Annotated in this window: 19 protein-coding genes; 10 read left to right on the plus strand and 9 right to left on the minus strand. The window is 59.4% G+C overall.

The features are described from left to right. Nucleotides 1-179: 179 nt before the first annotated feature. Entirely contained in the window at nt 180-1,082 is a 903-nt protein-coding gene (locus LOY43_RS02775; RefSeq protein ID WP_095047312.1) for a LysR family transcriptional regulator, read from the minus strand. Between the two features lie 163 nt (nt 1,083-1,245). Between LOY43_RS02775 and LOY43_RS02780 the strand changes: the two genes are divergently transcribed. From LOY43_RS02780 to LOY43_RS02820, 9 genes are all read left to right on the plus strand, one after another. Beyond that, on the plus strand, nt 1,246-2,736 hold the full coding sequence (locus LOY43_RS02780; RefSeq protein ID WP_007915887.1) for an aldehyde dehydrogenase family protein: 1,491 nt from the start codon (nt 1,246-1,248) through the stop codon (nt 2,734-2,736). Nucleotides 2,737-2,886: 150 nt separating this feature from the next. Continuing rightward, entirely contained in the window at nt 2,887-4,170 is a 1,284-nt protein-coding gene (locus LOY43_RS02785) for an FAD-binding oxidoreductase (RefSeq protein ID WP_095047313.1), read from the plus strand. Nucleotides 4,171-4,538: 368 nt separating this feature from the next. Continuing rightward, nucleotides 4,539-5,672 (plus strand): ABC transporter substrate-binding protein, encoded by a 1,134-nt coding sequence (locus tag LOY43_RS02790; RefSeq protein WP_038360427.1) that lies wholly within the window; start codon nt 4,539-4,541, stop codon nt 5,670-5,672. Between the two features lie 241 nt (nt 5,673-5,913). Continuing rightward, nucleotides 5,914-6,828 (plus strand): ABC transporter permease subunit, encoded by a 915-nt coding sequence (locus LOY43_RS02795; RefSeq protein ID WP_095047314.1) that lies wholly within the window; start codon nt 5,914-5,916, stop codon nt 6,826-6,828. 3 nt (nt 6,829-6,831) lie between these two features. Continuing rightward, nucleotides 6,832-8,133, plus strand: coding sequence for a high-affinity branched-chain amino acid ABC transporter permease LivM (gene livM / locus LOY43_RS02800; protein WP_095047315.1), 1,302 nt, complete (start codon nt 6,832-6,834; stop codon nt 8,131-8,133). Next, nucleotides 8,130-9,002, plus strand: coding sequence for an ABC transporter ATP-binding protein (locus LOY43_RS02805; RefSeq protein ID WP_016985385.1), 873 nt, complete (start codon nt 8,130-8,132; stop codon nt 9,000-9,002). Before livM ends, LOY43_RS02805 begins: the two co-directional genes overlap by 4 nt. Continuing rightward, nucleotides 8,999-9,715 (plus strand): ABC transporter ATP-binding protein, encoded by a 717-nt coding sequence (locus tag LOY43_RS02810; RefSeq protein WP_007915900.1) that lies wholly within the window; start codon nt 8,999-9,001, stop codon nt 9,713-9,715. The genes LOY43_RS02805 and LOY43_RS02810 overlap by 4 nt, the downstream gene beginning before the upstream one ends. An 839-nt stretch (nt 9,716-10,554) precedes the next feature. Beyond that, nucleotides 10,555-11,319: an SDR family oxidoreductase gene (locus LOY43_RS02815; RefSeq protein ID WP_007915905.1), complete on the plus strand. Its 765-nt coding sequence runs from the start codon at nt 10,555-10,557 to the stop codon at nt 11,317-11,319. A 200-nt stretch (nt 11,320-11,519) separates the two neighbouring features. Further along, entirely contained in the window at nt 11,520-12,425 is a 906-nt protein-coding gene (locus LOY43_RS02820) for a cation diffusion facilitator family transporter (protein WP_258709161.1), read from the plus strand. Between the two features lie 95 nt (nt 12,426-12,520). Here the strand turns inward: LOY43_RS02820 and LOY43_RS02825 are convergent, their stop codons facing one another. The 7 genes from LOY43_RS02825 to LOY43_RS02855 all read right to left on the minus strand — a co-directional run bounded on the left by LOY43_RS02825 (nt 12,521) and on the right by LOY43_RS02855 (nt 17,847). Next, nucleotides 12,521-13,654, minus strand: coding sequence for an AGE family epimerase/isomerase (locus LOY43_RS02825; RefSeq protein WP_095126132.1), 1,134 nt, complete (start codon nt 13,652-13,654; stop codon nt 12,521-12,523). Between the two features lie 199 nt (nt 13,655-13,853). Beyond that, on the minus strand, nt 13,854-14,426 hold the full coding sequence (locus LOY43_RS02830; RefSeq protein WP_258709162.1) for a HupE/UreJ family protein: 573 nt from the start codon (nt 14,424-14,426) through the stop codon (nt 13,854-13,856). A 27-nt stretch (nt 14,427-14,453) separates the two neighbouring features. Further along, entirely contained in the window at nt 14,454-15,068 is a 615-nt protein-coding gene (ureG, locus tag LOY43_RS02835; protein ID WP_007915910.1) for an urease accessory protein UreG, read from the minus strand. Nucleotides 15,069-15,079: 11 nt separating this feature from the next. Continuing rightward, complete coding sequence (locus LOY43_RS02840; protein ID WP_095047319.1) at nt 15,080-15,754, minus strand: urease accessory protein UreF; 675 nt, start codon at nt 15,752-15,754, stop codon at nt 15,080-15,082. Beyond that, on the minus strand, nt 15,751-16,251 hold the full coding sequence (ureE, locus tag LOY43_RS02845; RefSeq protein ID WP_008087160.1) for an urease accessory protein UreE: 501 nt from the start codon (nt 16,249-16,251) through the stop codon (nt 15,751-15,753). The genes LOY43_RS02840 and ureE overlap by 4 nt, the downstream gene beginning before the upstream one ends. Before the next feature lie 299 nt (nt 16,252-16,550). After that, the gene (locus LOY43_RS02850; RefSeq protein ID WP_007915913.1) at nt 16,551-17,183 is read right to left on the minus strand and encodes a TetR family transcriptional regulator; all 633 of its coding nucleotides are present in this window, start codon (nt 17,181-17,183) and stop codon (nt 16,551-16,553) included. Nucleotides 17,184-17,337: 154 nt separating this feature from the next. Further along, complete coding sequence (locus tag LOY43_RS02855; RefSeq protein WP_095047320.1) at nt 17,338-17,847, minus strand: hypothetical protein; 510 nt, start codon at nt 17,845-17,847, stop codon at nt 17,338-17,340. A 385-nt stretch (nt 17,848-18,232) separates the two neighbouring features. Here LOY43_RS02855 and LOY43_RS02860 point away from each other — a divergent pair, with 385 nt between their 5' ends. After that, entirely contained in the window at nt 18,233-20,308 is a 2,076-nt protein-coding gene (locus LOY43_RS02860; protein WP_095126130.1) for an AsmA family protein, read from the plus strand. 99 nt (nt 20,309-20,407) lie between these two features. Here the strand turns inward: LOY43_RS02860 and LOY43_RS02865 are convergent, their stop codons facing one another. After that, nucleotides 20,408-20,941 carry a bacterioferritin gene (locus tag LOY43_RS02865; RefSeq protein WP_093430205.1) on the minus strand — a complete coding sequence of 178 codons (534 nt, stop codon included), beginning with the start codon at nt 20,939-20,941 and terminating at the stop codon, nt 20,408-20,410. Nucleotides 20,942-20,953 lie beyond the last annotated feature (12 nt).

Raw genomic sequence — 20,953 nt, forward strand, 5'->3', positions numbered from 1 at the left:
GTCTCATTCGATGGCGCTAGTGGCGCATATCAGGGACGAAGATTGCCAGCAATTTTTTAGATCACCGCAGAACCCTTGTGGGAGCGAGCCTGCTCGCGAAGGCGTCATTTCAGTCGAAATGGGTATTGAATGTGCCGGCCTCTTCGCGAGCAGGCTCGCTCCCACATTTTTCAATCGGATCAGTCATTCGGGCTATCGATCTGCTCCAGCATCCATTTCACGAAATCCCGTACCTTCGGCACTTCTGCCGCATGCTCCGGGTATGCCAGGTAATAGGCATCGGTGCTGGGCATGGCATGCTCAAAAGGAATGACCAGTTTGCCGTCGGCTAATTCCTCTTCCACCAGAAATCGCGGCAACAACGCCACACCGCAGCCAACCTGCGCGGCACGGATGCACATATAAAAGGTTTCGAAACGCGGCCCGTGATAGCTGTGTTCGGTCTGGTAACCCTGACTGTCGAACCAGTCGTGCCAGGCCTGCGGGCGCGAGGCATTTTGCAACAGGACCAGATCGGTGAGTTGCGTCGGATCAGTAAACGGCTTATCAGGCAGGCTACCCGGCGCGCACACCGGCACCAACTCTTCGCCGAACAACTTCAGGCATTCAGTGCCGGGCCGTGAACCTTGGCCGAAGTAGAACGCCAGATCGCTGCGCCCTTGCAGCAGATCATCCGCTTCCTGCTCGTTGCACAAATCCAGATGAATCGACGGATGGCGTAGCCGCCAGCCTTTCAGGCGCGGCACCAGCCAGCGCGCGCCGAAGGTCGAGGGCGTCGAGACGCGCAGGACTTCGGTCTCGCCGCCGTAGGAACGCAGGTAATGCGTCGACATCTCCACTTGTGTGAGGATTTTTCGTACTTCAACCAAGTACAAATCCCCTGCCGGGGTCATCTGCAAACGTCGACGCACGCGGCGAAACAATAAATGCTGCAACAGCTCTTCAAGCTGCGCGACCTGTTTGCTCACCGCACTCTGGGTCAGATTCAGTTCCTCAGCGGCGCGAGTGAAACTGAGGTGCCGGGTCACGGCCTCGAAACACTGCAGCGCGGTGATCGAGGGCAAGTGGCGTTTGTTCAGCATGGCCGATCCTTTTCTTGTCTTTCTGTGCGCAGCATGAATAAACGGAATGATATCTCGCGTAAAGGTCGTTTGTTGCCTTGCCATTGTGACGCTACAACTAAAGGCCTGCCCGGTCGCGAAAAAGCGTCCGCACACATTCAGTTTTTTGCTTGAGGAGTGACCCATGGTTGCCGCATTGCTTGATCGTCTTGGTGTGAACCCGGCCCTTTATCAGAACGGCAAAGTGCCGGTGCATTCGCCGATCGACGGCAGCCGCATTGCCGCCGTGAACTGGGAAGGCCCGGCCGAAGTCGAGCAGCACATCAGTCGCGCAGATCATGCGTTCGAGCAGTGGCGCAAGGTGCCGGCTCCGCGTCGTGGCGAGCTGGTGCGTCAATTCGGTGAAGTACTGCGCGAATACAAGGCTGATCTCGGCGAACTGGTTTCCTGGGAGGCGGGCAAGATCACTCAGGAAGGCTTGGGTGAAGTGCAGGAGATGATCGACATCTGCGATTTTGCCGTCGGCCTGTCCCGCCAGCTGTACGGTTTGACCATTGCCTCTGAGCGTCCGGGCCACCATATGCGTGAAACCTGGCATCCGCTGGGCGTGGTCGGGGTGATCAGCGCGTTCAACTTCCCGGTTGCGGTGTGGGCATGGAACACCACGCTGGCACTGGTTTGCGGCAACCCGGTGGTGTGGAAACCATCGGAGAAAACCCCGCTGACCGCACTGGCCTGCCAGGCATTGTTCGACCGCGTGGTGAAGAATTTTACCGATGCGCCAGCGAACCTTTGCCAAGTGATCATCGGTGGTCGCGATGCCGGCGAAGCGCTGGTCGATGACCCGCGTGTCGCACTGATCAGCGCCACCGGCAGCACGCGCATGGGCCGTGAAGTCGCGCCGAAAGTCGCCGCGCGTTTCGCCCGCAGCATTCTGGAACTGGGCGGTAACAACGCGATGATCCTCGGCCCGAGCGCCGATCTGGACATGGCGGTACGGGCGATTCTGTTCAGCGCCGTCGGTACTGCCGGGCAGCGTTGCACCACCCTGCGTCGACTGATTGCCCACGAATCTGTGAAAGAAGAAATCGTTACTCGCCTCAAAGCTGCGTACTCGAAAGTGCGCATCGGCAATCCGCTGGAAGGCAATCTGGTCGGCCCGCTGATCGACAAGCACAGCTTCGAAAACATGCAGGACGCGCTGGAGCAGGCGTTGAGCGAGGGCGGTCGTGTGTTCGGCGGCAAGCGTCAGCTTGAGGATCAATTCCCCAACGCCTACTACGTTTCGCCGGCGATCGTTGAAATGCCCGAGCAAAGTGATGTGGTTTGCAGTGAGACCTTCGCACCGATTCTTTATGTAGTCGGCTACAGCGATTTCCAGGAAGCGCTGCGCCTGAACAACGCGGTGCCACAAGGTTTGTCGTCGTGCATCTTCACCACCGATGTGCGCGAGGCCGAGCAGTTCATGTCGGCAGTCGGTAGCGACTGCGGCATCGCCAACGTCAACATCGGCCCGAGCGGTGCCGAAATTGGCGGCGCGTTTGGTGGCGAGAAAGAGACCGGTGGCGGGCGTGAGTCCGGCTCGGACGCGTGGCGCGCCTATATGCGCCGGCAGACCAACACCGTGAACTACTCGCTGGAGTTGCCGCTGGCGCAGGGCATCACATTCGACTGACAGGTGGAGATCCCTCCTTGTGGGAGCGAGCCTGCTCGCGAATACGGTGGGTCAGTCGACATTGATGTTGGCTGATACGCCCCTTTCGCGAGCAGGCTCGCTCCCACAGGATCAGCACTGTGTTTGGCAGGTTTCTGTTGGAGTCTGGCAATGCCGTTACGCGAAGAATGTCTGTGGGAAAAGCTCACGCCACAAAGGCCGGATAAAACCGCGCTCAAAGGCGAAGTCAAAGTCGATGTCTGCGTGATCGGCGCCGGGTTCACCGGGTTGTCGGCGGCGCTGCATCTGTTGGAAAAAGGCAAAAGCGTCTGCGTGCTGGAGGCTCATCGCGCGGGGCACGGTGGTTCCGGGCGTAACGTCGGACTGGTCAACGCCGGCATGTGGATCCCGCCGGACGAGATCGAAGCCGGTTTCGGCGAAGCGGTGGGCAGCCAGCTCAATCGCATGCTCGGGGGCGCACCGGCGCTGGTGTTCAGCCTTGTGGACAAGTACAACATCGATTGCCAGTTGCGCCGCGAAGGCACGTTGCACATGGCGCACAACGCCAAGGGCGAGGCGGATTTGCGCAGCCGCGAGCAACAATGGAAACGTCGCGGCGCACCGGTTGAACTGCTGACCGGCAAGGCCTGCGAGCAAGCCACCGGCACGCAAAAGATTGCCGCGGCTTTGCTCGATCGCCGCGCCGGCACGCTCAACCCGATGGCTTATGTCACCGGGCTGGCCAACGCGGTGAGCGGTCTCGGCGGGCAAATGTTTGATCATTCGCCGGTCACTCGCCTTGAGCGTCAGGGCGCGAAGTGGTCGGTGCAGACCGAACACGGTTCAGTGCTGGCCGAGCAAGTGGTCATCGCCTCCAACGCCTACACCGAGGGCGACTGGACCGAACTCAAGCGCAACTTCTTCCCCGGTTACTACTATCAGGTCGCTTCGGTGCCGCTGACCGAGGACGCCGCGCAGGAAATTCTCCCGGGCGGGCAGGGTTCATGGGATACGCGGCAGGTGCTGAGCAGCATCCGCCGTGACAAAGAAGGGCGGTTGTTGCTCGGCAGCCTGGGCAACGGCAATCAAAAACCGACCTGGTTTCTCAAGGCCTGGGCCGATCGCGTGCAGCAGCATTATTTCCCCAATCTGAAACCGGTCGAGTGGGAATGCACCTGGACCGGGCGTATAGCTTTTACGCCAGATCACCTCATGCGCCTGTTCGAGCCGGCGCCGGGGCTGGTGGCCGTCACCGGTTACAACGGCCGTGGCGTCACCACCGGCACCGTGGTCGGCAAGGCTTTCGCTGATTACCTGTGTAACGGAAATCCTCAAGCGCTGCCGATTCCCTTCGCACCGATGCAGCCCCTGACCGGTGTGGGCTTGCGCAGTTGCCTGTACGAGGCCGGGTTCTCGCTGTATCACGCGGGCCAGTGCCTGCGCATTGTGATTTGAGTGTTGAAATATGTTGCCGGACGCGGCGCTTTTTCACGTAGCGACTAGCCTGTAATGGTGCGGGTTGTAGCAGTCCCGCACCAGCAGTGTGCAGTTCGGTGACGCGGGTTGTTACAGGCTGGTTGCACGTCGTTTGGCGCCGCGGTTGCAATGATGGCGCGTGCGGGTTGCGCCTGAAAAAATAAATGGTTTCACCTTCCGCGGTTTAGACGGTTGCACGCCCAATGAAAATGGGAACGAAACAGTCGAAATAACAAGAAAGCAGCGACTTTTTGAAGAATAAAAAACCGATGGCACGGCCCTTGCTCAGAGCAATCAGTGAAGTGAAGTCGCAGTGCCAACTAAAAAAAACCTTGGAGCACCACCTCATGTCCCAGACGTTTTACAAGAAAGGCTTTCTGGCCCTCGCAGTGGCTACTGCGTTGGGTGTTTCTGCGTTTGCTCAAGCTGATGTGAAAATCGGTGTAGCGGGTCCAATGACGGGCGCCAACGCGGCATTTGGCGAGCAGTACATGAAGGGTGCACAGGCAGCGGCTGACGCAGTCAACGCGGCAGGCGGCGTCAACGGGGAGAAAATCGTACTGGTCAAAGGCGATGACGCCTGCGAACCGAAGCAGGCCGTGACGGTCGCCAAGGACCTCACCAACCAGAAAGTCGCCGGCGTGGTCGGTCATTTCTGCTCCTCTTCGACCATTCCAGCGTCGGAAATCTACGACGAAGCCGGGATCATCGCGATCACCCCGGGTTCGACCAACCCACAAGTCACCGAGCGTGGCCTCAGCGCCATGTTCCGTATGTGCGGGCGTGACGACCAGCAAGGCATTGTGGCCGGCGACTACATCGTCGACGTGCTCAAGGGCAAGAAAGTCGTCGTACTGCACGACAAAGACACCTACGGCCAAGGCCTGGCGGATGCCACCAAAGCCCAACTGGTCAAGCGCGGCGTGACGCCTGTGTTGTACGAAGGCCTGACCCGTGGCGAAAAAGACTTCAGCACTATCGTTACCAAGATCCGTGGCGCTGGCGCCGACGTCGTCTACTTCGGCGGTCTGCACCCGGAAGCCGGCCCGCTGGTTCGCCAACTGCGTGAACAAGGCCTGAAAGACGTCAAGTTCATGTCCGATGACGGCATCGTGACTGACGAGCTGGTGACCACCGCCGGTGGCCCGCAATTCACCGATGGCGTGCTGATGACCTTCGGCGCCGACCCGCGTCTGTTGCCAGAGAGCAAGACCGTAGTGGACGCTTTCCGCAAGGCCGGTACCGAGCCTGAAGGCTACACCCTGTACGCCTACGCTTCGGTGCAAACCCTGGCTGCCGCGTTCAACGGCGCGAAGTCCAACAAGGGCGAAGAGGCTGCGGCCTGGCTGAAGAAAAATCCGGTGAAAACCGTGATGGGCGAAAAAACCTGGGATTCCAAGGGTGACCTGAAAGTCTCTGACTACGTGGTTTACCAGTGGGACAAGGACGGCAAATATCACCAGCTGGAAAAACAGAAGTAAGGGCTGACGCGACCCTTTGAACTCCGCAAAGCCCTGTGGGAGCGGGCTTGCCCGCGATGACGGCCTGACAGTCGACAACTGTGTTGAATGTTCTACCGCTATCGCTGGCAAGCCAGCTCCCACAAGGTCCTGTGGTGATCGAACCGTTCGCGCTCTGACATTGCTCCGACGTAAATCTGTATTTTTCCTAGAAGAACCGCACTCCACAGGTGTGCAGGTTCTCACTGCGTGAGATTGCGTTATGGATGGTATTTTCCTGCAGCAACTGGTCAACGGCCTGACCCTCGGGTCGGTCTATGGCCTGATCGCCATCGGCTACACAATGGTCTACGGCATCATCGGCATGATCAACTTCGCCCACGGCGAGGTTTACATGATTTCTGCTTACCTGGCGGCAATCAGTCTGGCTCTGCTGGCGTACTTCGGTATCGAATCTTTCCCACTGCTGATGCTCGGCACGCTGATCTTCACCATCGTCGTCACGGCGGTGTATGGCTGGGTCATCGAGCGTGTCGCTTACAAACCCCTGCGCAACTCCACCCGCCTGGCACCGTTGATCAGCGCCATCGGTATCTCGCTGATCCTGCAAAACTATGCACAGATCGCCCAGGGCGCCAAACAACAGGGCGTACCTACCCTGCTGAGCGGTGCGTGGCGTGTTGAAATCGGTACCGGCTTCGTGCAACTCACCTACACCAAAGTCTTCATTCTGGTGGCCGCATTCGTCGGCATGGGCCTGCTGACCTACGTCATCAAGTACACCAAGCTCGGACGCATGTGCCGTGCGACCCAGCAAGACCGCAAGATGGCTTCGATCCTCGGCATCAATACCGATCGGGTCATTTCCTATGTGTTCATCATCGGTGCAGCCATGGCGGCGCTGGCCGGCGTACTGATCACCATGAACTACGGCACTTTCGACTTCTATGCCGGCTTCATTATCGGCATCAAGGCGTTCACCGCTGCGGTGCTTGGCGGGATCGGTTCACTGCCTGGGGCAATGCTCGGCGGGATCATCCTCGGCATCTCCGAGTCGCTGTTCTCCGGCCTGGTCAACTCCGACTACAAAGACGTGTTCAGCTTCTCGCTGCTCGTACTTGTTCTGGTCTTCCGGCCGCAGGGCCTGTTGGGCCGTCCTCTTGTGTCGAAGGTGTAAGCGATGTCTTCAACCACTCAAAAATCCATCGATATCAAAAAAAGCCTGGTTGAGGCGATTCTTGCCGGCCTGATTGCCCTGATCGTTTTCGGTCCGATTGTCGGCGTCGTGCTCGAGGGTTACAGCTTCAACCTTGAACCGACCCGGGTGGCCTGGATCATCGGCATTGTCATGATCGGCCGCTTTGCCCTCAGCCTGTTCCTGCAAACGCCCAAGGGCCTGAAAATTCTCGACGGATTCGAGAGTACTGGCTCTGGGGTGCACGTGCTGCCTGCCGATCACAAATCCTCGCTGCGCTGGATCATCCCGCTGCTGATTGTGCTGGCCGTCATCGTGCCGTTTGTCTCCAACTCCTATCTGCTCGGCGTGGTCATCCTCGGCTTGATCTACGTGCTGCTGGGGCTGGGGCTGAACATCGTGGTCGGTCTGGCCGGTCTGCTCGACCTCGGTTACGTGGCGTTCTACGCCATCGGCGCCTACGGTCTGGCGCTCGGTTATCAGTACCTCGGCCTGGGCTTCTGGACGGTGTTGCCATTGGCGGCGATCACGGCCGGGCTGGCCGGTTGCATCCTCGGTTTCCCGGTGCTGCGCCTGCACGGCGACTACCTGGCAATCGTGACCCTGGGCTTCGGTGAAATCATTCGCCTGGTCCTCAACAACTGGTTGTCACTGACCGGCGGCCCGAACGGCATGCCGGCGCCATTGCCGACGTTCTTCGGTCTGGAGTTCGGTAAGCGGGCGAAGGATGGCGGGGTGCCGTTTCACGAGTTCTTCGGCATCGCCTACAACCCGGATGTGAAGTATTACTTCATCTACGCGGTTTTGTTCCTCGTGGTGCTGGCCGTGCTGTACATCAAGCATCGTCTGGTGAAAATGCCGGTCGGTCGCGCCTGGGAAGCCTTGCGTGAAGATGAAATCGCCTGCCGCTCGATGGGCCTCAACCACGTGTTGGTCAAGCTCTCGGCGTTCACCATCGGTGCATCGACCGCCGGTCTTGCCGGTGTGTTCTTCGCGACCTATCAAGGCTTCGTCAACCCGACCTCGTTCACCTTCTTCGAATCGGCGCTGATCCTCGCTATCGTCGTGCTCGGCGGTATGGGCTCGACCATCGGTGTGGTGATCGCCGCGTTCGTGCTGACGGTTGCTCCGGAATTGCTGCGCGGCTTCGCTGAATACCGCGTGCTGCTGTTCGGCATCCTGATGGTGTTGATGATGATCTGGCGACCACGCGGGCTGATCCGCATCAGCCGGACCGGGGTCACTCCACGCAAAGGTGCCATTCACTATGAGAGGACTGCGCCATGAGTGAAGTCGTACTCTCTGTTGAAAAACTGATGATGCATTTCGGTGGCATCAAGGCCTTGAGCGATGTCAGCCTGAAGGTCAAACGCAACTCGATCTTCGCCCTGATCGGCCCCAACGGTGCTGGCAAGACCACGGTGTTCAACTGCCTGACCGGGTTCTACAAGGCCTCGGGTGGCAAGATCGAACTCAACGTGCGCGGCCAGCAGACCAACGTCATCCAGTTGCTCGGCGAGTCGTTCAAACCGACCGACTTCGTTTCGCCGAAATCTTTCCTCAGCCGCATGTACTACAAAATGTTCGGCGGTACGCACTTGGTGAACCGGGCAGGCCTGGCGCGGACGTTCCAGAACATTCGCCTGTTCAAGGAAATGTCGGTACTGGAAAACCTGCTGGTGGCCCAGCACATGTGGGTCAACCGCAACATGCTGGCCGGCATCCTCAACACCAAGGGCTACCGCAAGGCCGAAAGTGACGCGCTGGATTGCGCGTTCTATTGGCTGGAAGTGGTCGATCTGGTGGACTGCGCGAACCGGCTCGCCGGTGAGCTTTCCTACGGCCAACAGCGTCGTCTGGAAATTGCCCGGGCCATGTGCACGCGGCCGCAGATCATCTGCCTCGACGAACCGGCCGCCGGCCTCAACCCTCAGGAAACCGAAGCGCTCAGCGCGATGATCCGGCTGCTGCGCGACGAGCACGATCTGACCGTGGTGCTGATCGAACACGACATGGGCATGGTTATGAGCATTTCCGACCACATCGTGGTGCTGGACCACGGCATCGTCATCGCCGAAGGCGGGCCTGAAGCGATCCGCAACGACCCGAAGGTGATCGCAGCCTATTTGGGCGCCGACGAAGAGGAGCTGGTATGACGCAACCGATCCTCGAACTCAAAGACCTCGACGTCTTCTATGGCCCGATCCAGGCCCTCAAAGGTGTTTCTCTGCAGATCAACGAAGGGGAAACCGTCAGCCTGATCGGCTCCAACGGTGCCGGCAAATCGACGTTGCTGATGTCGATCTTCGGCCAGCCACGGGCGGCAGGCGGGCAGATCCTTTATCAAGGCGTCGACATTACCCACAAGTCCTCGCACTACATCGCCTCCAACGGCATCGCGCAATCGCCGGAAGGGCGGCGAGTGTTCCCCGACATGACCGTCGAGGAAAACCTGCTGATGGGCACCATCCCGATTGGCGACAAGTACGCCAAAGAGGACATGCAGCGTATGTTTACGCTGTTTCCACGGCTGGAAGAGCGACGTAACCAACGGGCGATGACCATGTCTGGTGGTGAACAGCAAATGCTCGCCATTGCCCGTGCCTTGATGAGCCGACCAAAGTTGTTGCTGCTCGATGAGCCGAGCCTGGGCCTGGCGCCGATTGTGGTGAAGCAGATTTTCGCGACCCTGCGGGAATTGGCGAAAACCGGCATGACCATTTTCCTGGTTGAGCAGAACGCCAACCATGCGCTGAAGCTTTCGGACCGCGCATATGTGATGGTCAACGGCGAGATTCGCCTGACGGGCACGGGTAAAGAGTTGCTGGTGAATGAGGAAGTGCGTAACGCCTATCTGGGCGGGCACTGATTCCTCGACGTTATGCACAGCCCCGGCGACGCAAGTCCCGGGGCTTTTTCATTCCTCAAACATACCGCACGCCTGTGTAGGAGCTGCCGAAGGCTGCGATCTTTTGATGTTGTCTTTAAAGATCAAAAGATCGCAGCCTTCGGCAGCTCCTACAGGGAATTGATCAGTGATTTCAAGTGTTGCGTGGAATTGTGGAAAACAAATTCCCCAAGCTGCCAAAGCGCGACATATAGACGCTGCAAATGGCTGTTTTTCCACAGTTTTGACTTGTCCCCGGTTACTGTGGAGCTGGCTGTGAATAACGTGGGTGTATCTGGCTGGACGCCTTGTAAACCGTGGCTTGCAAGTGTGTGGTTGTTTTTTGATCAGGCGTTTTTGAGAGGGCTGAAGACGTCGTTGTCAATCTTTTTCTAGACATTGCCAATCGGCCGGTTCCAGGTGAACAAGGCTGTGGATAAGTCTGTGATTAAACTCTGGAAAGACCGCGCTGAGCGCCGTAATTACTGGCCTCGCGCAATCACTGTGCTAAACGTCCGTTCGTGCAAAATGCCATCTCCCGCACATCCGCCACTTCAGGGTCAAGCAAAAAACTTTCTATTTCGCCCGCAAAGCCTTGTGTGGCGCGGCTTTGCGCGTTTCCAGTTGCCCCCGGAAACTGTGGAAGGGACTGTGGATAACATGCGTGCACATGGCTACAGGCCACGGTCGCTATGGCGTTGGCATGTCTGGTTGTTTTTTGTACAGCTTGTGGGTGTTGCCCGTGAATGCGCGGGCGGGCATGCTGCCTGCTGATTTTCTATTCCAAGGGCTGCCCCGGCGGCCGAAGCAAGGAGAACACGATGTCCAACACCCTGTTTATCACCGGCGCGACGTCCGGATTTGGTGAAGCCTGTGCCCGCCGTTTTGCCGAGGCTGGCTGGAAACTGGTGCTGACCGGCCGTCGTGAAGAACGCCTCAATGCGTTGTGCGCCGAATTGTCGAAACAGACCGAAGTGCACGGTCTGGTGCTTGATGTGCGTGACCGCAAGGCCATGGAGGAGGCGATTGCCAATCTACCGCCGTCGTTCGCAAAGCTTCGCGGGTTGATCAACAACGCAGGTTTGGCGCTGGGCGTGGATCCGGCGCCGAAGTGCGATCTCGACGATTGGGACACCATGGTCGACACCAACGTCAAAGGCCTGATGTACGCCACCCGCTTGCTGCTGCCGCGCCTGATCGCCCATGGCCGTGGCGCCGGCATCGTCAACCTTGGCTCCATTGCTGGCAACTATCCGTATCCGGGCAGCCACGTGTATGGCGCGACCAAGGCGTTCGTTAAACAGTTCTCGCTGAACCTGCGTTGCGACTTGCAAGGCACGGGCGTGCGGGTCAGTAACATTGAGCCGGGGCTGTGCGAGAGCGAGTTCTCGCTGGTGCGTTTTGCCGGCGATCAGGAGCGTTACAACGCGACCTACGCTGGTGCCGAGCCGATCCAGCCGCAGGACATTGCCGAGACGATTTTCTGGGTGATGAACGCGCCGGCGCACATCAACATCAACAGTCTGGAATTGATGCCGGTGAGCCAGACCTGGGCGGGTTTTGCCATTGAGCGTAACAAGGCCTGACACCGCGTCACGGCCAATCGCTGGCAAGCCAGCTCCCACAGGGTTATCGGTGCACACGAATCTTGTGAGCGACTCGGTACTTGTGGGAGCTGGCTTGCCAGCGATGAGGCCAGCACAGGCAATAAATCCCGATAAGGTAAACTCCCCTCGCAACAACCCAACCGCACCCCGCGGTTTTCAAGGTTTTTCGAGGAGTCAAAGTGAGTAACCGAGGTGAGCAGGCACTGCTCAAACAATCGACCATTCTGATGTTGGCTGTGGCGATTGCCGGGATCGTCACCGGTTTTGTTTCAGGTTCCCAATCCATCCTGTTTGATGGTTTTTTCTCGCTGATCGCAACCTTCATCAAAGTCCTGATGCTGATCACTGCCAAGCTGATCGCCAAGCAAAGCAACCACCGTTTCCAGTTCGGTTTCTGGCATCTGGAGCCGATGGTGCTGCTGATCGAAGGCAGTTTCCTGATGCTGATCGCGATCTACGCGTTTCTCAACGGCGTGTTCGGCATCATCAACGGTGGCCGCGATATCGAGTTAGGACTGGTGATCATTTATGCTGCGGTGTTTACCGTGGTCGAGTTCGCCTACTTTTTCTACGTCCGGCACCGTAACCGCAAGCTCAAATCCAGCCTGATCCAGTTCGATAACATCAGTTGGCTGGTGGACGCGATGCTGTCCGTGGGCCTTTTGATCAGTTTCCTCGCGGCGCTGCTGCTCAAGTCCCAAGGCTATGGGCAGTGGGCGGTGTATGTCGACCCGCTGATCCTGATCGTGCTGGCCCTGACCATGTTGCCGCCGGCGTTCAAGATCCTTGGCCCGGCCTTACGCGATGTGCTGGGGATCGCGCCGGACACGCTGGATGATCAGGTGCGCCAAGTGATGGACGCGGCGAAAACCGAACACGGTTTCGACGATTACGTGTCGTACGTGCAGAAGCACGGGCGGGCACGTTTTATCGAAATTCATGTGGTGTTGCCGGCGGATTATGCGTTGAGCAATGTCGGACAGCTGGACGCGTTACGCGAAGAGATATCGGCGAAGCTGGGCAAGCCGGATGCGGCGCGCTGGTTGACCATCAGCTTTACCGGTGACAAGAAGTGGATCGCATAGCGACCTTATAACGGCCATTCGCGAACAGGCTCGCTCCTACATTTGGAATGCGTTCCCCTGTAGGAGTGAGCCTGCTCGCGATAGCCATTTATCCGTCAGCGCAGATATTCAGCCAGGCCGCTATAGCAAGTCGCCAAGTGATACGGCGTAGTTGAAGGCATGTCCTTACGGCTCACCTCGCCCAACTCATCCCGGCACTCATGCCAGCCACCGGCATGCAGAAACCGCTGTTGCAACGCCTGTAACTGGCGCAGCACCACCGCTTCACTGCCCTGACGCAAGGTCAGTGCGCGCAGATATTCCGCCTGCGCCCAGATCCGCTGGGTCGAGTCTCGCGGGCGTCCGTCCGTTTCCAGATCGAGCATCGCCCGTACTGCGCCGGATGGCTGCACCACACCGTATTGCTCGGTGAAGGCAAACGCCCGGTCAAGCGCCGCATGCAGTTTCGAACCACGCAATAACGGCGACGATTCGAGCAGGAAATACCATTCGAACTGATGCCCCGGCTCATACCAGTTATCCACAGCCCCGAGCGGTTTTTCCATCAACACGCCATATTGCGGATCGACGAACTGCTTGTGCATGGCTGTGCATAACTCCAGCAACGCTTTCTGCGTCTGGGCATCTTCGCGCACGGCAAGGGTGGCGAGGAATGCTTCGGCCAGGTGCATCAACGGGTTTTGCAGTGGACCGGTTTGCAGGGTGATCCAGTCGCGTTCCAGGCAGGCTTCGTACAGGCCATCGCCGGTGGCAAAGCGTCGACCGATGATTTCCAGCGCAGCATTGAGCGTCGACTCGACCAGCGGATCGCCGGATTTTGCCCAGTAATGCGCGCAGGCAAACAGGATAAAGGCGTGGGTGTAGAGATCCTTGCGCTGGTCCAGCGGTTTGCCTTGGGCGTCGATGCTGTAGAACCAGCCGCCATGCTCGGCATCATGAAAGTGCCGTTGCAAGGAGCGGAACAGTGCCGCTGCACGCACTTCAGCGTTATCCACAACCCCGATCAGACTGGAAAACAGATACAGCTGCCGTGCACAGGCCATCGCCCGATAGCGCTGCGGTGGCAGCGGCTGATGCGCGGCGTCCAGCGCCTCGTAGGGCAACGCCATGTCGGCGTTCCAGCCCGGGCCTTGCCAGAGCGGCACGATCACGTTGACGAAATGCTGCTGCACAGCGCCGAACAGGGCGGTCAATTCGGGCAGGGAGGTGGAGCAAGAAGCGTGGGGCATGGGCGGACGTCGTCACGGCTGGGGCGATTGCGCGACATGGTAGCAGAGCGGCGGCCGTTAGAGTCTTGGTGTCTGATCGGCCGTCATCGCTGGCAAGCCAGCTCCCACAGGTGATTGGGTAAGTCCACAATTGTGTGAACACCAAATATCCTTGTGGGAGCTGGCTTGCCAGCGATGAGGCCGGTACAGGCGATGGAGATTAGCCTGCCAGCAGCCAGGCGCCTGTTATTGCCGAGGCAGCACCTGCAAGGCGCACCAACGGTGCCGCAGCCTTAGGCAGGAAACGCACTACTGCATAACCCGTCGCATGCAGTGCAGCTGTCGCGGCCACAAAACCCGCCGCATACGCCCAAGGACTGCTCATGTCCGGCAGTTCCAAACCATGCGCCACGCCATGGAACAACGCAAACACCGCCGTCGCCACCACCGCCATGACCAACGGCGGACGCACCGCCAAGGCTACTGCCAGACCCAGCGCCAGCACCGACGCGGCAATCCCGCTTTCCAACGCTGGCAATTCCAGCCCTTCAAAACCGAGCATGCCGCCGATCAGCATGGTGCCGACAAACGTGCACGGCAGCGCCCAGCGCGCGGCGCCCCGCTGCTGCGCGGCCCACAAACCGACAGCCAGCATCGCCAGCAAATGGTCGAGGCCGCCAATCGGGTGACTGATGCCGGCGACCAGACCGCTGTCGCCATGCCCCGGGTGAGCGAAGGCTAATGCCGGAGTCAGCAGCAGCGCCACAGCGCCAAGAATGCGTTTGAGTGTCATGAATAAGCTTCCTTGTTGATAAGTGAATCAGGCTGCAGTCAGCAGGCCCTGGCGTTCGATGAAGGCGATGATTTGCTCAAGGCCCTGACCGGTTTTCTGGTTGCTGAAGACGAACGGCTTGCCGTTGCGCATGCGTTTTGTGTCGCTGTCCATCATCTCCAGCGAGGCGCCCACCAGCGGTGCGAGGTCGATCTTGTTGATGACCAGCAGATCGGATTTGCAGATCCCCGGCCCGCCCTTGCGCGGCAATTTGTCGCCCGCTGAGACGTCGATCACGTAGATGGTCAGGTCGGACAGTTCCGGGCTGAAGGTCGCCGACAGGTTGTCGCCGCCGGATTCCACCAGAATCAGATCCAGTCCCGGAAAGCGCCGGTTCAGTTGATCCACCGCTTCCAGGTTGATCGAGGCGTCTTCGCGGATCGCGGTGTGCGGACAGCCACCGGTTTCCACGCCGATGATCCGCTCCGGTGCGAGGGCTTCGTTGCGCACGAGAAAATCGGCGTCTTCGCGGGTGTAGATATCGTTGGTGACCACGGCGAGGTTGTAGCGCTCGCGCAGGGCCAGGCACAGAGCCAGGGTCAACGCGGTTTTACCGGAACCGACCGGGCCGCCGATGCCGACGCGCAGGGGTTGTGTGTTCATGGTTGTTTCTCCTAAGAGCGGAAGAGGCGGCTGTACTGGCGCTCGTGGGCCATGCACGCCAAGGACAGGCCGAACGCGGCGCTGCCCATGTGGTCGGGATTGATTCGGCTCGCGTCCTGCTGCGCTTGTTGCAGCAGTGGCAGCAGTTCGCTGGTCAGGCGCTGGGCGGCTTGCTGGCCCAGCGGCAGGGTTTTCATCAGGACGGCGAGCTGGTTTTCCAGCCAGCTCCACAGCCACGCGGCGAGGGCGTCTTGCGGGCTGATGCCCCAGGCGCGCGCGGCCAGCGCCCAGCACAGGGCCAGATGCGGTTCGGGGCATTGATCGAGAAAGTCGCGGGCGTGCGTGTCGAGTTCCGGCAAACCATTGAGCAGTTGCTGTAACGAATAGCCCATCTGCCGGCTCTCCAGATGCAACTCGCGTGTCTCGCGGCTGGCCCGATGGCTTTCGCAGAGGCCCAGCAACTCCGCCCATTGTTCATCGGCGGCTGCCTGGCAATGGGCGAGCAGCAGTGGCGCCTCGAACCGGGCGAGGTTGAGCAGTAACTGATCGCTGATCCAGCGCCGGGCACTGTCCGGGTTGTTCACGCGGCCGTTATCCACGGCCATTTCCAGGCCTTGCGAGTAGCTGTAGCCGCCAATCGGCAATTGCGGACTGGCCAGGCGCAGCAGCGCCCAGGCCGGATTCACAGGCGTACGCCGAACTGATGGAGTTTCGGCGCGTAGTTGAAGTCTTCGTCGCCGTGTCGAGAATGGTGATGGCCGCCGCCATAAGCGCCGTGCTCGGGCTGGAATGGCGCTTCGATTGCTTCTACCTGCGCACCAAGCTGTTCGAGCATCGCCTTGAGCACGTAATCGTCGAGCAGACGCAGCCAGCCATCGCCGACTTGCAGGGCGACGTGGCGGTTACCCAGGTGATAGGCGGCGCGGGTCAGTTCGAAGGCGTTGGCGCAGGTGACGTGCAGCAATTGCTCGGGGCGGGCGCAGACGCGGACGATGCGGCCGTCTTCAGCTTGTAGGCATTCGCCGTCATATAGCGGCGGCTGACCGCGCTCCAAAAACAACCCGACGTCTTCGCCCTCGGCACTGAAACAGCGCAAACGGCTTTTGCTCCGCGCTTCGAAGGTCAGGTGCAACTCGGCGGCCCAGACGGGTTGAGGGTCGATTCTGCGGTGAATCACCAGCATCGGAAAGCTTCCAACTATGGACAATACTCAGGCTAGAGCAAGGGCCTTGCCAATCGGACGAGATGTAGGAAATCCCTGTCGGAGCGTAGTGGATGTTTCAAGATGTTGCGGGAATATGGAAGGTTTTGGTGCGTGAAGATTTTTTTATGCACCAAATGGAGGCCGATGCGGCGCACCTTTGTAGGAGTGAGCCTGCTCGCGATAGCAGTGTGTCAGTCAGCAACTATTTGACTGGTAGACCGCTATCGCGAGCAGGCTCACTCCTACAGGGGATTTGTGGTGTGGCGGGAAGAGGGGAGTTATTCGGTACTGCCCAGCCCTTGCCAGTGCTTGAGCCCAATAAAGATAAAGCGCAGTTGCTGGGTGATCTTCGCCTGCGGCGTCAGATGCTCCGGCAGGGCTTCGGCCGGCGGATCGATGATGTCGGGGAGGGTAGCGAAGACCGATTTGACGATCAGGTCAGCCATCACGCTCAAACCGGCGGCGTCCAGGTGCTGAAGCTTGGGCATCATCGTCAGGTCGGCCGCCAGGTCGGAGCTGATGTTCTCGCGCAACCGGCCGATTGCCTGACGCACCGGCAGCGAACCGCCGTACTGTTCACGGGCGAGAAACAGGAATTGCGAGCGATTGGCGCTGACCACGTCGAGGAAGATCCGCACCGAGGCATCGATGATGCCGCCCATGACGAATTCGTTGTGGCGCACCAGACGGATGGTTTCGCGGAAGGTCTGGCCGACTTCACTGACCAGCACCAGGCCGAGCTCATCCATATCGGCAAAATGCCGGTAGAAACCGGTGGGCACAATCCCGGCGGTTTTGGTCACTTCGCGCAGGCTCAGGCTGCCGAATCCTCGGCCGCTTTCCATGAGGTGGCGGGCAGCGTCCATCAAGGCGTTGCGGGTCTGTTGTTTCTGTTCGGCGCGGGGCAGCATCGCAGGGTGTGTTCTTTGGCAGGACAAGCGCCGCACTCTAGCAAATCGGCTTTGTCGGCGTCGAACGAGAGGACATGGAGCAGAAGATTTCACCGGCCAGAAAAGTCAAAAGCCCAATCCGGTGATTGGGCTTTTTTTCGAGGCCGCCATGGGCTTAGCTCAAGGCACTGTTGCGTTCGATCACACGGTCACCACCACCTTCGGCGAGTGCTTGACCCAGTGGGGTTTTATCGAAACCGTCGTCAGCCAGGGTCTGACCTTGTGGGGTGCGGTCGCTACCGTCGGAAGCCAGAGTCTGGCCTTGTGGGGTGCGGTCGCTGCCGTCGGAAGCCAGAGTTTGGCCTTGTGGGGTGCGGTCGCTGCCGTCGGAAGCCAGAGTTTGGCCTTGTGGAGTGCGGTCGCTGCCGTCGGAAGCCAGGGTCTGGCCTTGTGGGGTCTTGTCGTAGCCGTCCTGAACCAGGCCTTTCTCTTCCAGGCGATCACGGCCGCCTTCAGCCAGGGTCTGGCCTTGTGGGGTACGGTCCGAACCATCAGCTGCTACGGTCTGGCTGAATACCGAGTGGCTGGATTTCACTTGCGGGGTAGCCTGATCGGCAGCGGGCAGGGCGAAAGCAGTGCTGGCTAGCATCGACAGGGTAAGGCTGAGCAGTAATTGGCGTTTCATGATGGGTTGCTCCTTGGGAGGGCGATAAAGTGGGTACGAGGGCAATGCTACTCTCGATAAGTCGATATAAAAGTTCATAAACGCAATGGTAATAATCAACAGAATTGATTGTTCTGCCGGGAGGCTCTAGATCGCGGCTTTCCGGGCGACGGTTTTGCACCGAGGTGGGTATTTCCGACTCACTCGCGCCTCGCAAACGTGCGGGTCGCGGTAACACTGTTCGACTGATTGGTCAGATTTCGCGCGACTTTTTACGCGCCAATCGGCCTTTCGATTAAACCTGCGGCTGGTTTGCCAGTCGTAGACTTCATGAGGGCCGCTTTGGCCCGCCGTTTCAGCCGTACGCCGCAGTCTTTGCGTGCGGTCGTGATCAGGAGCTTTGTGCATGACGCGCACTGGAAAAATCTTCAGTTGGACCTTCGCCATCCTCGTGCTGTTACTGGCCGTGCTGGTGTTGATCATCGTGTTCTTCGACTGGAACCGGATCAAACCGCCGCTCAACGCCAAAGTCTCGGAAGAACTGCACCGACCGTTTGCTATTAATGGCAACCTCGCGGTGATCTGGCAGCGCGAGCCGGACGAGGGTGGCTGGCGCGCCTGGGTGCCGTGGCCGCACGTGGTCGCTGAGGATTTGAGCCTGGGCAACCCGGACTGGTCGAAAAAGCAGCAGATGGTCACGCTCAAACGCGTTGAGCTGCGTATCTCGCCGCTGGCATTGCTGGCGCAACGCGTGGTGATTCCGCGCATCGACCTGACCGAACCCAATGCCGAGTTGCAGCGTCTGGCCGATGGCCGCGCCAACTGGACGTTCAAGTTTGACCCGAAAGATCCGAACGCTGAACCCTCGAGCTGGGTGGTCGACATCGGCGCCATCGGTTTTGACAAGGGCCATGTCACCCTCGACGATCAAACGCTCAAAACCAATCTTGATGTGCTGATCGATCCGCTGGGCAAACCCATCCCCTACAGCGACATCGTCGGAGCCAAAGCGGCGAAGACTGCGCAGGACAAGGGCGGTGCGCCGCAGGATTATGCATTTGCCTTGAAGGTCAAAGGCCAATACCACGGTCAGAACCTCTCCGGCCAAGGCAAGATCGGCGGGCTGCTCGCCTTGCAGGATGCGCGCAAGCCATTCCCGCTGCAGGCCCAAGCGAAGATCGGCGACACTCGCATCGACCTGGCCGGCACGCTGACTGATCCGCTCAACCTCGGCGCCCTCGATCTGCGCTTGAAACTGGCCGGCGCGAGCCTCGGCAATCTTTATCCGCTGACTGGCGTGACCCTGCCGGACACCCCACCGTATTCCACCGACGGTCACTTGATCGCCAAACTGCACGATGAGGCCGGGGCGAAATTTACCTACGAGCAGTTCAACGGCAAGATCGGCAGCAGCGACATCCATGGCGACCTTACCTACGTCGCCAGCCAGCCACGGCCGAAACTCAGCGGCTCGTTGCTTTCCAATCAACTGTTGTTCGCTGACCTCGCACCGCTGATCGGCGCTGACTCCAATGACAAGCAGAAGGCGCGCGGCGGCGAAAGCAAACAGCCAGCCGATAAAGTGCTGCCGGTGGAAGAGTTCAAGACTGATCGCTGGCGCGCGATGGATGCCGACGTCGAGTTCACCGGCAAGCGCATCGTCCACAGCGAGAAACTGCCGTTCAACGACCTCTATACCCACCTGAAACTCAATGACGGTGAACTCAGCCTGGAGCCACTGCGCTTCGGCGTCGCTGGCGGTAATCTCGATGCACAGATCCGCCTCAACGGCCGCACCGAACCGCTGGAAGGTCGCGCCAAATTGACCGCTCGCAGGTTCAAACTCAAGGAACTGTTCCCGACGTTCGAGCCAATGAAGACCAGTTTCGGTGAACTCAACGGCGACGCCGATATCACTGGTCGCGGCAACTCGGTGGCCAAGCTACTGGGCGGCGCCAACGGCAAATTGAAGATGGTGATCAACGACGGCGCGATCAGCCGTGAGCTGATGGAACTGGCCGGGCTCAACGTCGGCAACTATGTGGTCGGCAAGATCTTTGGCGACAAGGAAGTGAAGATCAACTGCGCGGCGGCAGACTTCGACATCAAGACCGGTCTGGCGACCACGCAGCTGTTTGTCTTCGATACCGAGAACGCGATCATCTATATCGACGGCACGGCGAACATGGCCACCGAGCAACTCGACCTGACGGTGACCCCGGAATCCAAGGGCTGGAGGTTGATTTCCCTGCGTTCGCCGCTGTATGTACGCGGCAAATTCATCAAGCCGGATGCCGGCGTGAAGGCCGTGCCGCTGATGTTGCGCGGGGCGGGGATGGTTGCGCTGGGTGTGATCGCCGCGCCGGCGGCGGGGCTGTTGGCGCTGGTGGCACCGAGTGGCGGTGAGCCGAATCAGTGTGCGCCGTTGTTGGAGCAGATGAAGGCGGGCAAGGCGCCGGTTACCGTCAAACCCACTAAATAGTCGGTGCCCAAAAGGGCCCCTTCGCGAGCAGGCTCGCTCCCACTTTGAAATGCATTCCAATGTGGGAGCGAGCCTGCTCGCGAAGGCGGTTTTGAAGGGTTACAGGTCGTTCAGGATGTCAGCCATGTCATCGGCATGCTCTTCTTCCTGCGCCAGGATATCTTCGAAGATACGCCGCGTAGTCGGGTCTTTTTCGCCGATGTACTGGATGATTTCGCGATAGCTGTCGATGGCGATCCGCTCGGCAACGAGGTCTTCGTAGACCATCTCTTTGAGGGTGTTGCCGGCCACGTATTGCGCGTGGGACATCTTCGACAGCATGTCGGGGTTGAACTCGGGCTCGCCACCCAATTGCACAATGCGCTCGGCCAGACGGTCAGCGTGCTGGGCTTCCTGGGTGGCGTGTTCGAGAAACTCTTCGGCGGCCACATGGGCTTTCACACCATTGGCCATGAAGTAGTGGCGCTTGTAGCGCAACACGCAGACCAGTTCGGTGGCCAGCGATTCATTGAGCAAGCGCAGCACCTCTTCACGGTCGGCGCTGTAGCCCTCGGTGACGGCGCCGTTCTCGACGTGTTGGCGCGCACGTTCGCGCAAGGTTTGAACATCTGACAGATGCAGGTCGTCGCTCATTTCGATCTCCTG

This window comes from Pseudomonas sp. B21-041 (assembly GCF_024748675.1).
Classification (GTDB): domain Bacteria; phylum Pseudomonadota; class Gammaproteobacteria; order Pseudomonadales; family Pseudomonadaceae; genus Aquipseudomonas; species Aquipseudomonas neuropathica.

What these genes read in the sequence shown, in the direction of transcription:
- LOY43_RS02775 (WP_095047312.1), bottom strand. Translation starts at nt 1,082, where the DNA reads ATGCTGAACAAACGCCACTTGCCCTCGATCACCGCGCTGCAGTGTTTC.
- LOY43_RS02780 (WP_007915887.1), top strand. Translation starts at nt 1,246, where the DNA reads ATGGTTGCCGCATTGCTTGATCGTCTTGGTGTGAACCCGGCCCTTTAT.
- LOY43_RS02785 (WP_095047313.1), top strand. Translation starts at nt 2,887, where the DNA reads ATGCCGTTACGCGAAGAATGTCTGTGGGAAAAGCTCACGCCACAAAGG.
- LOY43_RS02790 (WP_038360427.1), top strand. Translation starts at nt 4,539, where the DNA reads ATGTCCCAGACGTTTTACAAGAAAGGCTTTCTGGCCCTCGCAGTGGCT.
- LOY43_RS02795 (WP_095047314.1), top strand. Translation starts at nt 5,914, where the DNA reads ATGGATGGTATTTTCCTGCAGCAACTGGTCAACGGCCTGACCCTCGGG.
- livM (WP_095047315.1), top strand. Translation starts at nt 6,832, where the DNA reads ATGTCTTCAACCACTCAAAAATCCATCGATATCAAAAAAAGCCTGGTT.
- LOY43_RS02805 (WP_016985385.1), top strand. Translation starts at nt 8,130, where the DNA reads ATGAGTGAAGTCGTACTCTCTGTTGAAAAACTGATGATGCATTTCGGT.
- LOY43_RS02810 (WP_007915900.1), top strand. Translation starts at nt 8,999, where the DNA reads ATGACGCAACCGATCCTCGAACTCAAAGACCTCGACGTCTTCTATGGC.
- LOY43_RS02815 (WP_007915905.1), top strand. Translation starts at nt 10,555, where the DNA reads ATGTCCAACACCCTGTTTATCACCGGCGCGACGTCCGGATTTGGTGAA.
- LOY43_RS02825 (WP_095126132.1), bottom strand. Translation starts at nt 13,654, where the DNA reads ATGCCCCACGCTTCTTGCTCCACCTCCCTGCCCGAATTGACCGCCCTG.
- LOY43_RS02830 (WP_258709162.1), bottom strand. Translation starts at nt 14,426, where the DNA reads ATGACACTCAAACGCATTCTTGGCGCTGTGGCGCTGCTGCTGACTCCG.
- ureG (WP_007915910.1), bottom strand. Translation starts at nt 15,068, where the DNA reads ATGAACACACAACCCCTGCGCGTCGGCATCGGCGGCCCGGTCGGTTCC.
- ureE (WP_008087160.1), bottom strand. Translation starts at nt 16,251, where the DNA reads ATGCTGGTGATTCACCGCAGAATCGACCCTCAACCCGTCTGGGCCGCC.
- LOY43_RS02850 (WP_007915913.1), bottom strand. Translation starts at nt 17,183, where the DNA reads ATGCTGCCCCGCGCCGAACAGAAACAACAGACCCGCAACGCCTTGATG.
- LOY43_RS02855 (WP_095047320.1), bottom strand. Translation starts at nt 17,847, where the DNA reads ATGAAACGCCAATTACTGCTCAGCCTTACCCTGTCGATGCTAGCCAGC.
- LOY43_RS02860 (WP_095126130.1), top strand. Translation starts at nt 18,233, where the DNA reads ATGACGCGCACTGGAAAAATCTTCAGTTGGACCTTCGCCATCCTCGTG.
- LOY43_RS02865 (WP_093430205.1), bottom strand. Translation starts at nt 20,941, where the DNA reads ATGAGCGACGACCTGCATCTGTCAGATGTTCAAACCTTGCGCGAACGT.